10 protein-coding genes and 1 tRNA gene are annotated in these 16,277 nt (G+C 45.7%); 9 read left to right on the forward strand and 2 right to left on the reverse strand.

Translation table 11 applies throughout. The annotated features are described in order from the left end of the window. Positions 1-19 precede the first annotated feature (19 nt). A complete protein-coding gene (locus K7G75_RS05360) occupies positions 20-3,355 on the reverse strand; it encodes a glycosyltransferase family 117 protein (RefSeq protein ID WP_222983186.1) in 3,336 nt (1,111 codons plus the stop codon). Between the two features lie 192 nt (positions 3,356-3,547). Here K7G75_RS05360 and K7G75_RS05365 point away from each other — a divergent pair. The 4 genes from K7G75_RS05365 to infB all read left to right on the forward strand — a co-directional run bounded on the left by K7G75_RS05365 (position 3,548) and on the right by infB (position 8,201). Then, positions 3,548-3,619: transfer RNA gene (locus K7G75_RS05365), tRNA-Gln, on the forward strand. 140 nt (positions 3,620-3,759) lie between these two features. Further along, positions 3,760-4,224 (forward strand): ribosome assembly cofactor RimP, encoded by a 465-nt coding sequence (gene rimP, locus K7G75_RS05370; protein ID WP_222983187.1) that lies wholly within the window; start codon positions 3,760-3,762, stop codon positions 4,222-4,224. 10 nt (positions 4,225-4,234) lie between these two features. Then, positions 4,235-5,467, forward strand: coding sequence for a transcription termination factor NusA (gene nusA / locus K7G75_RS05375; RefSeq protein WP_222983188.1), 1,233 nt, complete (start codon positions 4,235-4,237; stop codon positions 5,465-5,467). Positions 5,468-5,510: 43 nt separating this feature from the next. Next, positions 5,511-8,201, forward strand: a complete 2,691-nt coding sequence (infB, locus tag K7G75_RS05380; protein ID WP_222983189.1) for a translation initiation factor IF-2 — start codon at positions 5,511-5,513, stop codon at positions 8,199-8,201. 50 nt (positions 8,202-8,251) lie between these two features. Here infB and K7G75_RS05385 read toward each other — a convergent pair whose 3' ends face one another. Then, a complete protein-coding gene (locus K7G75_RS05385) occupies positions 8,252-8,623 on the reverse strand; it encodes an SPOR domain-containing protein (protein WP_222983190.1) in 372 nt (123 codons plus the stop codon). Positions 8,624-8,858: 235 nt separating this feature from the next. Here K7G75_RS05385 and K7G75_RS05390 point away from each other — a divergent pair, with 235 nt between their 5' ends. Genes K7G75_RS05390 through K7G75_RS05410 form a run of 5 tightly spaced genes read left to right on the forward strand, consistent with a single transcriptional unit; the run spans position 8,859 to position 16,265 of the window. Continuing rightward, a complete protein-coding gene (locus K7G75_RS05390; protein ID WP_222983191.1) occupies positions 8,859-10,226 on the forward strand; it encodes a cytochrome c3 family protein in 1,368 nt (455 codons plus the stop codon). 32 nt (positions 10,227-10,258) lie between these two features. Next, positions 10,259-13,384 carry a TAT-variant-translocated molybdopterin oxidoreductase gene (locus K7G75_RS05395; protein WP_222983192.1) on the forward strand — a complete coding sequence of 1,042 codons (3,126 nt, stop codon included), beginning with the start codon at positions 10,259-10,261 and terminating at the stop codon, positions 13,382-13,384. Between the two features lie 31 nt (positions 13,385-13,415). After that, entirely contained in the window at positions 13,416-15,161 is a 1,746-nt protein-coding gene (gene nrfD / locus K7G75_RS05400; protein WP_222983193.1) for an NrfD/PsrC family molybdoenzyme membrane anchor subunit, read from the forward strand. A gap of 2 nt (positions 15,162-15,163) precedes the next feature. Then, positions 15,164-15,691, forward strand: coding sequence for a DUF3341 domain-containing protein (locus K7G75_RS05405; RefSeq protein ID WP_222983194.1), 528 nt, complete (start codon positions 15,164-15,166; stop codon positions 15,689-15,691). Positions 15,692-15,695: 4 nt separating this feature from the next. After that, positions 15,696-16,265, forward strand: coding sequence for a c-type cytochrome (locus K7G75_RS05410; RefSeq protein ID WP_222983195.1), 570 nt, complete (start codon positions 15,696-15,698; stop codon positions 16,263-16,265). The last annotated feature ends 12 nt before the right edge of the window (positions 16,266-16,277 follow it).

Below are 16,277 nucleotides of genomic sequence, written 5' to 3' on the forward strand. Positions count from 1 at the left end.
GAAAACCTCGCTTTTTTTATCATTCCTCTTCCACTATAACACCATCCTGTTCGGCCTCTAAGGTATCCAAGGGTATGGAGTCTTCCAAATCTGGATTGGATTCAGGCAATTCTTCAAAGGCATCCTCCTCTTCTCCCATGAATTGGGAAAATTTGTCGATGTATTCATTGAAAATCATCGTCTCAGATTCAGCAAACGACCTATCATCATTTTCGATAAGGATATCGATGTTCCTGCGATAGGCCTGCATATCGGCCAAAATATCATCGATTTTTTCGTATTGCTCATCCAAGGGAACACCGGCATAGTATTCCAGTCGTTCTTGGTATACTTTTTTCAGTTTTTCATAGAGTGCACGGGCCTTCTGGTTTTCCCCAACCTTATAATAACCGTCCACAAAAGGTTCCACAAAGGCATAAAAACCAAAGTGCTCCACCGGGGTATGGGTCATTGCCATGTTGATGACATCCTTGGCCTTGTCTATTTTGTTTTCTGCAATCAAGGTTTCGCTGAGACGTGCCAAATTGCTTCTGAAGGACAGCCCCTGTGAACGGGTTTGGGGATCATGGTATATATCATCACTTCCGGCATTGCCCCAATCCCACTTCTTAACAATATCGTACATGAGCTCCGAATCGATACGGCCCATTTCAAAGGAGCTTTGGTTCTCGGTCTTTATGGGGACCAATTTATAGACCAAGCCATCCAATTGCAGGTACTCCTTCATCCAAATATATTCGGCCCGGTCAAAACTTCCCCCTGAGAAATAGATGGGGCGTTTCCAGTCGTTGTTCGCAATAAGGTCCAACATTAGGATGCGGTTTTTGGGGAGTGCATTCTGCGGCAGGTCAATATCTATGTAGTCCACGATGAGTGCAGAATCTTTTTCCTTGACCAGCCCGCTTTTAAGCACATTCTCCTTATTGACTGGGATTCTGATTTTGTTGGTGGGATAGTATACAATGTCCAGATTGCTGTCGGAATACTCGCTAAGGTCCGCTCCCCGTTTTTCCAACAAGTATCGGAACTTGGTCTGGGGTTTGTCACTCCCGATCCAATTCATAAAGTCCTTGATATCCCATCGACTATCCGTAATTCCCTGATAGTATACTGCATCCCTGGTTCCGTAGCGGTATTTGTCATGCGTCAATTGCGAAGGGATAGGATTACTTTCATAGGCCCTTTTCTTCATCTGGTCAATGTACCAATCTGTGGCAAACAAACTGGTGTTCACAATTCGGACATCGGTACGGTAGTTTTCAATCTCCTGAACATACCAAAGTGGGAAGGTGTCGTTGTCACCTATGGTGAAGAGTATGGCGCCCGTATCTTCCTGACAGGAATCCAGATAGGCCTTTGCCGTGGATTGCGCTGTATATCTGCCAGAACGGTCATGGTCGTCCCAATTCTGAAAGGCCATTAAAAACGGTACTGCAATCAGGCATAATGTTGTGATCGCCGGAGCTGCTATTTTGGCGGAAAGTATTTTTTTAAATTCATCATAAAGGCCATACACCCCAATGCCAATCCAAATACAGAATATATAAAAGGAACCGACCAAGGAATAATCCCGCTCACGGGGCTGGAATATATAAGGGTTTGTGTAAAACTGAATGGCCAATCCCGTGAACATGAAAAACACAAAAAGCACCCAAAAATGTTTTGGATTCTTTGAGATCTGGAATACCAAACCGATGATTCCCAAAAGGAGGGGCAAAAAGAAATAGGTGTTTCTGGCTTTGTTGTTTTTCCAATCCGAAGGCAGGTTTTCCTGGCTCCCCAATCTTAAACTGTCCAAAAATCCGATTCCACTGAGCCAATGCCCGTTTTCATCATAACGGCCCTGCATATCGTTTTGCCTTCCGACAAAATTCCACATAAAATAACGCATATACATGTAGCCGAACTGAAATTGGAAGAGGTATCGCAGATTTTGTCCCAATGTGGGGGGCTCCACTTCAATATACTCCGAAAATTCACGCAAAAAACGGATGTATTGCTCGGTATCCAGCTCTCCCTGTTGATGGGCCGCCTTAAATTGTGCCACGGCCTGTCTCAGGTCGTTGTTTGAAATGTATTCGGACTTTATTCGAAAGTCCAGCACCCCAAAATACTGCATATAGTTCTCGGCATGCTGATCGCTCCACATTCGGGGCAGGGGACCCACGTGCTTTTCATTGGGTCCCTGCATGGCGTTTTGGTAATGGTTTACAATGACATATTTACCCAATTTTTCATCTTTCTCATATTTGGGACGGTCATCTTTGTCCTCTCCTGCCGGTGCAAACGTATCGGAATAGTAAGCCCCATAAAAGGGACTCTCCACCCCGGGATATTGCTCTCTATTGTAATAGGCCAAGAGTGAACGGGCATCCTCGGGATTGTTTTCATTGACCACTACGTTGGCATTCGCCCGTATGGGCAACATAAGCCACGACGAAAATCCAAGGATCAGGAACATGACGCTCAATACTACAAGGTTACCGGTCTGAAAATTATTCTTTCTGGTATACCTTAGGGCAAGGTAAAATGCCATAACGAACAGCAGACCCATTATGATGGTACCCGAGTTGAAGGGCAATCCAACTTCGTTGATGAAGAAAACCTCGCTCCATCCAAAAAGTCTTAGCACATAGGTAAGGGAAAATTTATAGACCAGCATGAGCAATGCCACCACCACTATGTTGGCCAGCAAAAAATTCTTGGCGTTGGTCTTTTTGTATTTTTTAAAATAGAATAACAGTCCAATGGACGGTATGGCGAGAAATCCCATGAACTGTATTCCAAATGTAAGGCCTATTACAAAGCAAATGAGCAAAAGCCATTTATGACCTCGTGGCTCATCCAGGTTGTCGGTCCATTTTATGCCCATCCAGAGCAACAGCGCCATGATCAAACTTGCCATGGCATACACTTCGGTTTCCACTGCATTGAACCAAAAACTATCGGAAAAAGTGAATGCCAGTGCTCCCACCAGCCCACTGCCCAATATGGCGATGGCCTTGCTGTTGGTAAGGGCCTTTTCCTTGGAAATCAGCTTGCGCGTAAGATTGGTTATGGTCCAGAAAGTAAACAAAACCGCAAAGGCACTGGATACTACCGATACCGCATTGACCATAAGGGCTATTTTGGAGGTGTCGCCAAAGGCAAACATGGCAAAAAAGGCCCCGATCATCTGTAAAAGTGGTGCGCCGGGAGGGTGCCCGACCTGCAATTTGGCCGAAGTGGTGATATATTCCCCCGCATCCCAAAAGCTGCCTGTTGGTTCAACGGTCAGGGCATATACCAAAAAAGCTATGGTGAAGGATATCCATCCGAAAATGGTATCCCATTTTTTAAAATTAGTTGCAAACATAAAGGTCGTGGTTAACCAAGTTGGGGCGAATTTAGTAAATATCGTACAGAAGGGCGTTTAATTTTTCAAAAGCTTTAACACGGGGCAGAATGAAAAATAGGCTCTATTCTGCTGAAATTATTTGCCGAAACCAAAGTTTGTTATAAATTTGCACGCTCAAAAGCCGAAACTGTTTCGGCGGACGACAGCGATTGGCCTATGGTGTAATTGGCAACACTACTGATTTTGGTTCAGTCATTCTAGGTTCGAGTCCTAGTAGGCCAACAAATTCCCGATCTGCCAAAGTTTTTTGTGGGGGTTGGGGTTGCATTTGCGGTAGAAATTATCGTATATTTGCACCGCTGAACGGATATATAAAGTATTCATGAGGGGACTTTGGGTCCCCTCTTTTATTACTTGGATTTATGCTAAAGGAGAAAGTGGAATCCTTATTAAACAAGGCGCTTGCGGAGCGACCATCCTTGTTTTTGATTGATTTTACGATCAGTGGCGACAATACCATACGGGTTGTCTTGGATGGCGATGAAGGGGTGAACCTCCAGGATTGCATCGAAGTAAGCCGGGCCATTGAGCACAATTTGGATCGGGAAGAGGAGGATTTTTCCTTGGAAGTGACCTCGGCAGGAGCGACCGAACCCTTGCTATTGCCCCGTCAGTACGAAAAGAACAAAGGAAGAAAGCTGAAGGTAAGAACGGACATGGGAGAACAGGAAGGAACCTTGGCCGAAGTGACCGAAAATAATATTATCTTGGAGTGGAAGGCCCGCGAGCCCAAGCCCACAGGTAAGGGAAAAGTGACCGTACAGAAAAAGCAGGAAATCGCCTTTTCTGATATTAAGGAAGCAAAAGTTGTTTTAAAATTTAATTGAAGATCAAAAAATGGAAAACCTAGCGCTCATCGAATCCTTTTCGGAGTTTAAGGACGATAAGTTTATTGACAGGGTGACCCTTATGGCCATTTTGGAAGAAGTGTTCCGAAGTGCGCTCAAGAAGAAATTCGGTTCTGATGATAATTTTGATATCATCATCAACCCAGACAAAGGAGATTTGGAGATTTGGAGGAACCGGGTTGTAGTGGAAGACGGTGAGGTCGAAGACCCCAATGAAGAAATCTCCCTTTCAGAAGCCAGAAGGATAGAGCCCGATTTTGAAGTGGGCGAGGACGTTTCGGAAGAGGTTAAATTGATGGATCTGGGCAGAAGGGCCATTTTGGCACTCCGCCAAAATTTGATCTCCAAGATCCATGAGCATGACAACACTACCGTTTATAAGCAATTCAAGGATTTGGAAGGCGAAATATACACGGCAGAGGTGCACCATATCCGTCATAAGGCCATTATCCTATTGGATGATGAGGGAAATGAGATAATCCTTCCAAAGGAAAAACAGATACCTTCCGATTTCTTCCGTAAGGGCGATAACGTTCGTGGGATCATCGAGAGTGTGGAACTCAAGGGCAATAAGCCATCCATTATCATGTCCCGGACCTCTCCTATTTTCCTTGAACAATTGTTCTTTCAGGAAATTCCAGAGGTGTTCGACGGTCTCATCACTATAAAGAAAGCGGTAAGAATTCCAGGGGAAAAGGCAAAAGTTGCCGTAGACTCCTATGATGATAGGATAGATCCCGTTGGAGCCTGTGTGGGGATGAAGGGATCAAGGATCCACGGCATTGTCCGCGAATTGGGCAATGAAAACATAGACGTTATCAATTGGACCAACAACCCCCAGTTGATGGTGACCCGGGCATTGAGTCCGGCCAGAGTGTCCTCTGTAAAGTTGAACGATGAGAAAAAGACCGCCCAGGTATACCTAAAGCCAGAGGAGGTTTCAAAAGCCATTGGAAGAGGAGGACACAATATCAGATTGGCGGGACAGCTTACCGGTTATGAAATAGACGTGTTCCGTGAAGGTGTAGAGGAAGATGTGGAGCTGACCGAGTTTTCAGATGAGATAGAAGCATGGATCATTGACGAATTCAAGAAAATAGGGTTGGATACCGCTCGCAGCGTTCTTGAACAAGACGTGGATGACCTTATTAAAAGAACGGACCTGGAAGAGGAAACCATTAGGGATGTGGTCCGCATTCTTAAAGAAGAATTTGAAGATTAAACTATATATTAGCAGCGAATTTTAGGGCAAGCAAAAACAATTTATGGCAGGAGACCCAACAATACGACTTAATAAAGTTCTCAGAGAATTGAACATTTCCCTGGATAGGGCAGTGGACTACTTGGCCGCACAAGGCCATGATGTAGAAGCCAGGCCTACCACAAAAATATCGGGAGCGGTGTATCAAGTACTGTTGGATGAGTTCCAAACGGATAAGAGCAAGAAGGTTGCTTCCAAAGAAGTAGGAGAGGAAAAGAGGAAGGAAAAGGAGGCCCTTAGGATTCAGATGGAACAGGAACAGGAGGAGCGAAGGATTGCCAGGGAAAAAAGGAATGCAGATAAAGTCATTAAGGCCAAGGTGGAACTCACCGGTCCAAAAACAGTGGGCAAAATCGATTTGGACAAAAAACCCGAGGCCCCAAAAGTAGAGGAACCGCCCAAAGATTTAGAGGAAGAGCCAGCTCCCGAGGCCAAAAAAGAAGAGGTTGCCAAAACGGAAACAGTGGAAAAGGCAGAGGCAGAACCCAAACAGGTGCAGCCAGAGCAGCCCAAGGAACCTGAAACCATTCAGACACAGTATCAAAAACTTAGTGGTCCGAAAATAACAGGGGACAAAATAGACCTTTCCAAATTCGACAAGCCCAAAAAGAAAAAAGAAGACTCCCAAAAGGCAGGGGCTTCTTCCAAGGATGATGCCGCTGACAGGAAAAAGCGCAGAAAGCGGATTATTAGCAAAAATACACAGCCTGGTGGTGGCGGAGCAAGACCCAATAAAGGTGGACAACTGCCCGGAAGAAGAGGCCAAAGGAGCGCTGCTCCGAAAGTGGAGCCCACCGAGGAAGAAGTACAGAAGCAGGTCCGCGAGACATTGGAGAAACTTCAAGGTAAGTCCGGCAAGGGTAAGGGAGCCAAATATAGAAGGGAAAAAAGGGACCAACACCGTCAACAGACCGAAAAGGACCTGGAGCAACAGGAATTGGAAAGCAAAATCCTCAAGGTTACAGAGTTTGTTACCGTAAATGAGGTGTCAACCATGATGGATGTGTCCACTACTCAGATAATATCCGCATGTATGTCATTGGGTATCATGGTGACCATGAACCAACGTCTGGATGCCGAGACACTTTCCATTGTCGCCGACGAATTTGGATACGAGGTTGAATTCGTTACCGCCGAAATAGAGGAGTCCATAGAAGAAGAAGTGGATGCCCCGGAGGATTTGAAGCCAAGGGCGCCCATAGTTACCGTAATGGGGCATGTGGACCATGGTAAAACCTCGTTGTTGGATTATGTAAGGGAAGAAAATGTGATAGCCGGCGAGAGCGGTGGTATTACACAGCACATTGGCGCCTACGGCGTTACGTTGGAAAGTGGACAAAGAATCACCTTTTTGGATACGCCGGGACACGAAGCCTTTACGGCAATGCGTGCCAGGGGAGCCCAGGTAACCGATATAGCTATCATAGTAATCGCTGCGGATGATGACATCATGCCGCAGACCAAAGAGGCTATCAGTCACGCGCAAGCAGCTGGTGTACCCATAGTATTTGCGATCAACAAAGTGGATAAGCCCACGGCGAATCCTGATAAAATAAAAGAAGGGCTTGCATCGATGAACTTATTGGTGGAAGATTGGGGCGGAAAAATCCAGTCCCATGATATATCTGCCAAAACAGGCCAAGGTGTCAAGGAACTTTTGGAGAAAGTATTGCTGGAAGCGGAATTATTGGAATTGAAGGCCAATCCAGATCGCTTGGCCACGGGTACCGTGGTAGAAGCCTTTTTGGATAAGGGCCGTGGATATGTTTCCACCGTATTGGTCCAGGGAGGTACGCTGCATATTGGCGATTATGTGCTTGCCGGAACATGCAGTGGAAAGGTGAAGGCCATGCAAGATGAACGGGGCAAGAACGTTAAAAGTGCCGGACCGGCAACCCCGATTTCCATTTTGGGATTGGATGGGGCCCCACAGGCAGGGGACAGGTTCAATGTATTGGAAGATGAAAGGGAAGCCAAACAAATTGCGGCCAAGCGTTCACAACTGCAAAGAGAGCAATCGGTCAGGGCCCAACGCCACATTACGTTGGATGAGATTGGGCGACGAATTGCCTTGGGAGATTTCAAGGAATTGAACATCATATTAAAAGGAGATGTGGATGGATCTGTGGAAGCCTTGACGGATTCCTTCCAGAAGCTATCCACTGATGAGATTCAGGTGAACATCATCCATAAAGGGGTGGGTGCCATCACAGAATCCGATGTGCTTCTGGCCACCGCCTCAGATGCCATAATCATAGGATTTAATGTACGACCCATGGGCAATGCCCGTGCGGTGGCGGATAAGGAAGAAATCGACATTAGGACATATTCCATCATCTACGACGCCATCAATGATCTGAAGGATGCGATGGAAGGCATGCTGTCCCCGGTGATGAAGGAAGAGATCACAGGAAACGCGGAAATAAGGGAAACGTTCAAAATCTCCAAAATAGGAACCATTGCCGGGTGCATGGTGACCAGTGGAAAGATCTTCAGAAACTCACAAATTCGTCTCATTCGGGACGGGGTGGTGATCTTTACAGGAGAGTTATCGTCCCTAAAACGATTCAAGGACGATGTCAAGGAAGTGTCCAAAGGATACGATTGCGGTCTTCAGGTCAAAAATTATAATGATATCAGGGAAGGCGATATCGTTGAGGCTTTCCAAGAAGTTGCCGTTAAGAAGAAGTTGTAAGACTTGGAAATAAGATCAAAAAATAAAATCCCGCTTTCGGCGGGATTTTTTTATCGGGAACTGTTTTCAGGTTTTAGCAGCATGGCATCGGGATATTTTTTCCTTACTTCCAAATACTTTCGTTCCGCTTCCAATTTTGTCTTGAATCTCCCCAAACGGACACGATAGGTCGGTGATTCAAATTCAATTTTAGAGTACCATCCAGGGAAATCGACCTCCACTTGCGATTTTAGGTTCTGGGCTTTTTGATAGCTTCCAAAACCTACCTGGATCTGATAGAAATTCTCCTTGGAATTCACTTCGGAATATAGCTCCAAGAGCCTATCTATTTTGGCGTCTTGTTTAATGCTGACCGTACCCTCCTGAGCATGGGCACTGAGGATAAAAAACATCAAAAAGGCTGTAGATACAAAGGTTTTCATAAGGCAGTACTACGATAAGAATCTGTGTTGATACAAATGTAAATTATTCTGGTTTAAACAAGGAAAGGCTTCTTTATTTAGAACGATTATAAATTATATGTTATAAATACCTTAACATTTCAAAAAAAGAGTCTATGTCGTACTTTTGTCTCCAATTTTGGTCAGGCTAAAAGCTATTATACTCAGTATCAACAGTAATTATCGTGCCAAAGATTTCGATAGAAATTTCGTGAATATGAAAAAGGTTTTATACCGCCATCTATTTTCTAAAGTTTTAGGTTTTTCTCTTTTACTTTTTTCCATTTCATTTTATGCACAAGAAGAAGCAGCTCCCGCTGAGGTAGTGGCTACGGAGGAAAGTGCCGATACGGGGGGCGGTGACCCTGTGAAGGGAAAACAGCTGTTCAACCAGAACTGTGCGGCATGTCACGCGTTGGACCGTAAAATGACCGGACCGGCCCTGGCCAATGTGGAAACTCGCTTGGCAGAGGATGAAGGTTTGGACAAGGAGTGGCTGTATGCCTGGATAAAGAATAGCGCAGGAATGATTGCATCTGGCGATGCTTACGCGAACCGGATATATGCGGAATACAATCAAGCGGCCATGACCGCGTTTCCCACGCTCTCCAATCAGGATATAGATGATATTTTGGCGTATACCGCCGCGCCACCTCCTACACCTGCAGTTACCACGGCTGCACCTGCAGATGGATCGGGCAGCGCATCGTCAGGCGGTATTTCCAATGAGATTATTTTAGGGGCCTTGGTACTGATCTTTGGCCTGTTGGTGGTGATGCTGATTTTGGTGAACAAAACTTTACGCCGCATTGCAGAGGCTAATGGCGTGATTCTTGAAAAAGAAAAGGCCGAGAAAAGAGTGCCCATTTGGAAAGCATTTGCACAGAATCAATTTTTGGTTTTGGTAAGTGCCATATTCTTGTTGTTGGCCAGTGCCTATTTCGCTTACGGTTGGATGATGCAGATTGGGGTGGATCAAGGGTATGCGCCAGTGCAGCCTATCCACTATTCCCACAAGATACATGCCGGGGACAATAAAATTGAATGTAAATATTGTCACTCTTCCGCAAGGGTTTCCAAACATTCAGGGATTCCGTCGCTCAATGTCTGTATGAACTGCCACAGATCTATCTATGAATATAAAGGAAATCCGGAAGGACCAAGTGCTGAGGATTTGGCCAACGGTTACACCAATGAGTTCTATACTGGAGAGATCAAGAAATTGTACAAGGCTGTAGGTTGGGATGAAGAGAACCAAAGATACACCGGGGAAACCCAGCCTGTGGAATGGGTAAGGATTCATAACCTGCCCGATTTTGCCTATTTCAACCACTCGCAGCACGTATCGGTTGCTGGTATTGAATGCCAGACCTGTCACGGCCCTGTCGAGGAGATGGAGATTATGTACCAATACGCCCCATTGACCATGGGATGGTGTATAAACTGTCACAGGGAAACCAATGTGCAAATGGAGGGCAACGCCTATTATGAGGCCATCCATGAGGAACTTTCCAAAAAGTATGGTGTGGATAAGTTGACCGCTGCAATGATGGGAGGTTTGGAATGTGGCAAGTGTCACTATTAACAATAAAAAGAAGATAATCTCAGATATATCGTATGGCATCAAACAAGAAATACTGGAAGAGCGAAGCGGAGTTAAACCCGAACGATTCCATTGTTGAGACGCTAAGACAGAACGAGTTTACGGAGCAGATTCCTGTGGACGAGTTTTTGGGAGACAAGGAAAAACTTTCAAACTCATCTACCAATAGGAGGGATTTCCTAAAATATGTAGGTTTCAGTACCGCCGCAGCCACAGTGGCCGCATGTGAGGGTCCCGTGCACAAATCTATTCCTTATGTGGTGCAGCCTGATCGGATTGTGCCTGGAGTGGCCAACTATTATGCCACCACCATTGCAGATGGATTTGATTTTGCCAGTATTTTGGTTAAAACCCGGGAAGGCAGGCCCATAAAGATTGAAAATAATACCGAAGCCAAGGTGAACGGAGGGGCAAATGCCCGTGTGCAAGCATCCGTATTGACACTATACGATAGCAAAAGATTGCAAGGTCCTTCTGCGAACGGCGAGCCAATCGAATGGAAGGTGCTTGATGCAACGGTAAGGGCAAAACTGAACAGTTTAAAAGGAGGCAGTCAACAAATTGTGTTGTTGACACAAACTTATGCCAGTCCTTCAACGGATAAGTTGATAGCAGAATTCAAGGCAATGTATGGTGAGAATGTGAACCATGTGGTTTACGATGCCATATCCGAGGATGCGGCACTAAATGCATTCAGCGCCGCTTATGGCGAACGTGCTTTGGCCGACTACCATTTTGAAAAGGCCGATTTGATCGTATCCTTCGGTGCGGATTTCTTGGGAGATTGGCAAGGCGGAGGTTTTGATGGCGGCTATGCGAAAGGACGTGTTCCAACGAATGGAAAAATGTCCAAGCATATACAATTGGAATCCAATATGTCCTTGACAGGGGCCAATGCCGACAAACGCTACCCTATGACCCCTACGCAACAAAAAGTTGCGCTTGCCAAATTGTATGGCAAATTAAATGGCAGTAATGTTGGTGGAGGAACTTCCGATGTTGATGAGGCTGTGGACAAGGTTGCCGCCCAAATTAGAAGAGCAGGCTCCAAGGCTGTTGTCGTCACCGGACTAAACGATATCCATGCCCAAACTGTGGTATTGGCCATCAATAAACTATTGGCCAGTGAGGCATTCGATGCTGAAAATCCACGATATGTCCGTCAGGGTGATGCTGCCAAGGTTTCCAAATTGATTTCCGATATGAATGCGGGACGTGTTGGTGCCTTGATCATGGATGGAGTCAATCCTGCGTATACCTTACCAAATGCCGATGAATTTATTTCTGGCTTGGAAAAAGTGGATGTCTCTGTGACGTTTGCCTTCAATAATGACGAAACCGCCCAGGCCTCCAAGTATGTTGGTGCAGCGTCGCACTATCTTGAATCTTGGGGAGACGCCCAGTTCAAAAAAGGACAATATAGCTTGATACAGCCCGCGATAAGGGAGCTGTTTGATACAAAACAGTTTCAGACCGCCTTATTGACTTGGATGGGCAGTGAAAAAACATACTACGAGTACATCAAGGAAAATTGGGAAACCGGTATTCTAAATGAAGCTTCTTGGAACAAAGCACTTCAGGATGGTGTTTTTGAAGAAAAAATAATGTCTGATGAAGGGCAACCCGTTGTTTCATCGGAAGAAAATGAAGGCGAACAGGCCGAAGAAAGTATTGTACCCATTGCTTCCGCGATCCGTTCTTTGGTAAACTCTACTGGAGGGGACACCGAATTAGTGCTCTATTCCAAAGTGGGTATGGGAGATGGCCGCCAAGCCAATAACCCATGGTTGCAAGAATTCCCAGATCCCATTTCAAGGGTTTCTTGGGATAACTATGTTACCGTTTCCAAAGCGGATGCAGAAAAATGGGGCTTTGAAAACTTCACAGTGGCCAACGGCGGTGTCAATGGAAGTTACGCCAAATTAACCGTTGATGGTAAAGTACTGGATCAGGTTCCTGTGATCATCCAGCCAGGACAAGCACCTGGAACAGTGGGATTGTCCTTCGGCTATGGAAAAAAGGCAGGAATGAAGGCTGAAATGGCCACTGGGGTTAATGCCTATACCTTATATAAAGACTTTTCCGATGTTCAATCGGTTACCGTGGAAAAAGCTGATGGAGAACATGAGTTTGCCTGTGTGCAGCAGCATAAAACCTTAATGGGCCGCGGGGATATCATCAAGGAGACCAGCTTGGAGATCTTCAATACCAAGGACCATCAGGAATGGAATCCAATGCCACATGTTTCCTTGAACCATCAGGAAATACCGGTTACTTCCCCCGATGCGGACCTTTGGGAAGAGTTTGATCGTTCCATCGGACACCATTTCAATCTATCCATAGACTTGAATGCTTGTACCGGATGTGGGGCCTGCGTCATTGCATGCCATGCGGAAAACAATGTGCCCGTGGTAGGTAAGGAAGAAATCCGTCGCTCTCGTGATATGCACTGGTTGCGTATTGACAGGTACTACTCGTCCGAGGAAACCTTTGAGCAGGACAATGAGAAGAAAGAGAATCTGGATGGCCTTTGGGGAGAAAAAGGTTCGTTGGGAGGCTTCCGCCAAATGGAAGATCCATCAGCAAACCCCGAAGTGGCATTCCAACCTGTAATGTGCCAGCACTGTAACCATGCACCATGCGAAACGGTTTGTCCCGTTGCGGCAACCTCGCACAGCAGACAGGGGCAAAACCACATGGCCTATAACCGTTGTGTGGGAACAAGATATTGTGCCAACAACTGTCCGTACAAAGTACGTAGGTTCAATTGGTTCCTGTACCATGACAATGATGAGTTCGATTTCAACATGAACAATGATTTGGGCAAAATGGTACTTAACCCAGATGTGAATGTGCGCTCCAGAGGAGTTATGGAAAAATGCTCCATGTGTATCCAAATGACCCAAAAAACCATTTTGGATGCCAAGCGTGAAGGCAGAACCATCAAAGATGGTGAGTTCCAAACGGCATGTTCGGCTGCATGTAACAGCGGTGCAATGGTCTTTGGGGACATTAACGATAAAGAAAGCAAGGTGGCCAAGTTGAAGGAAGATGATAGAATGTACCATTTGTTGGAGCACGTGGGTACAAAACCCAATGTGTTCTATCATGTGAAGGTCAGGAACACCGATGAAGCTTAATCAATAAAAAGAAGTAACTAGAAGATAAATTATGGCGTCGCATTACGAAGCACCTATTCGAAAGCCCTTAGTACTTGGAGACAAAGGATACCACGACGTATCTGTGGATATTGCCCGTCCGGTTGAGGGAAAGGCGAACAAGCAATGGTGGATTGTGTTTACCATAGCTTTGGTCGCATTCCTTTGGGGTCTAGGATGTATCATTTATACCATCTCCACGGGTATCGGGGTTTGGGGTCTTAACCGAACTGTTAACTGGGCCTGGGATATCACTAACTTCGTTTGGTGGGTGGGTATTGGTCACGCAGGAACCCTAATTTCCGCGGTATTGCTTCTGTTCAGGCAGAAGTGGAGAATGGCCATTAACCGCTCGGCTGAGGCAATGACCATCTTCTCGGTAATCCAGGCGGGATTGTTCCCCATCATTCACATGGGACGTCCATGGTTGGGTTATTGGGTACTTCCCATACCAAACCAATTTGGTTCGCTTTGGGTGAATTTCAATTCCCCGCTGCTTTGGGACGTATTTGCGATTTCAACCTATCTATCGGTTTCCTTGGTATTCTGGTGGACAGGTTTGTTGCCCGATTTTGCGATGATTCGCGATAGGGCCGTAAAACCCTTCCAAAAGAAAATATACAGCCTGTTGAGTTTCGGTTGGACAGGTAGGGCCAAAGATTGGCAACGTTTTGAGGAAGTCTCACTGGTTTTGGCAGGTTTGGCAACGCCACTTGTACTTTCCGTTCACACCATTGTATCCTTTGACTTTGCCACATCGGTGATTCCTGGATGGCACACCACCATATTCCCTCCATACTTTGTTGCCGGGGCGATTTTCTCCGGATTTGCCATGGTGCAGACCCTATTGATCATTATGAGAAAGGTTTGCAACCTTGAAGCCTATATTACTGTACAACATATTGAGTTGATGAACATAGTGATCATGATCACCGGCTCCATAGTGGGATGTGCCTACATTACAGAGTTGTTCATCGCTTGGTACTCTGGAGTGGAGTACGAACAATATGCCTTCTTGAACCGGGCAACAGGTCCATATTGGTGGGCTTACTGGTCCATGATGACCTGTAACGTGTTCTCCCCACAGTTCATGTGGTTCAAAAAATTGCGTACCAGTATCATGTTCTCATTCTTCATTTCCATAGTTGTGAACATAGGAATGTGGTTCGAGCGTTTCGTGATCATCGTTACCTCGTTGCACAGGGATTATTTACCATCTTCCTGGACCATGTTCTCACCCACTTTCGTGGACATTGGTATATTCATTGGAACCATAGGTTTCTTCTTTGTGCTTTTCCTTTTGTATTCAAGGACTTTCCCAGTTATTGCACAGGCCGAGGTTAAGTCCATATTGAAATCCTCCGGGGAGCGCTATAAGAAATTAAGGGACGCTGGACAGCCTTTGTACCAAAAACCATCGCAAAAGAGTGTAGCGAGAAAAGAAACCATAACCGATGATGTTTTGATGGGAGAGGTGAAACCCACTGTTGATGATAAAGTGGGCGTATCCGAATTATTGGGCTCTATCGGCACCTTTGATGCCACCACGGAAACCGCGGACGATTTGAAGAAAATCAAGGGGATTGGTCCGGAAATGGAGCGCATCTTGAATGAAATAGGCATTTTTACCTACGCTCAGGTAGGTCGAATGACAGAAAAGGAATATAACCTGTTGGACTCCATCACGGGAAGATTTCCCGGTCGCGCACAACGTGACGATTGGGCGGGTCAGGCCAGGTTGTTAAACAATAAAAAATAAGTATGGCGTCAAAAGTTATTCAGGCACTTTACAACGATGACGATGTGTTGATGCATGCCGTAAAAAAGGTACGGGCAGCACACCATCATATAGAGGAAGTCTATACACCCTTTCCAGTTCACGGTCTGGACAAGGCCATGGGGTTGGAGCATACCCGTATCGCGATTACATCCTTTATGTATGGCTGTTTGGGCCTAACCGTCGCCATTGTTATGATGAACTACATCATGATTGATGATTGGCCCCAGGATATTGGTGGTAAGCCAAGTTTTAGCTATATGGAAAATATGCCGGCATTTGTTCCCATCATGTTTGAGATGACCGTTTTCTTTGCGGCACACTTAATGGTGATCACTTTTTACCTAAGAAGTAGAATGTGGCCATTCAAGAAAGCGGAAAACCCGGACAAACGCACCACCGATGACCATTTTTTGATGGAAATAGGCGTGCATGACAATGAAAAGGAGTTGGCCGATCTGTTGTGGGAAACTGGAGCTGTGGAAATAAATGTTACTGAAAAGGAGTCTTAAAAATATGAAGCATTTAGGTAAAATAAGCGGAACGTTGATCTTGGTGCTGGCCATGGCCTCTTGTGCCGATAAGAACAGTCCCAACTATCAGTTCATGCCCAATATGTACGAATCTGTTGGTTATGAAACTTACCAAGGAGTGGACAATGGCCTCTTTCCCGATGGGACCTCAGCGATGCTTCCTGCGGAAAACACCATACCAAGAGGTTGGATGCCCTACGAATTTGAAAACACACCCGAAGGAAAGGAACTGGCCAGACTGAACCCAAGCCCTTTGGATTCCTTGAACATGGAAGAAAACTTGGCCGTCGGTAAGGAACTGTACGATATCTACTGTGCCATTTGTCATGGGACCAAGGGAGACGGGCAAGGTAATTTGGTGAAAAGAGAAAAAATATTGGGTGTTCCCAGCTACGCTGATGTCGCTAGAAACATTTCAGTGGGTACCACATACCATACCATTTATCATGGACTTAATTCCATGGGATCGTATGCCGCCCAGTTCGCCAGCGAAGAAGAAATGTGGCAAGTCTCCGAATATGTGATGAAATTAAAGGAGGACCTAACAAAATAATTGGATAAGAGT

Origin of the sequence: Flagellimonas meishanensis, assembly GCF_019880545.1 — a bacterium.
Taxonomy (GTDB): domain Bacteria; phylum Bacteroidota; class Bacteroidia; order Flavobacteriales; family Flavobacteriaceae; genus Flagellimonas; species Flagellimonas meishanensis.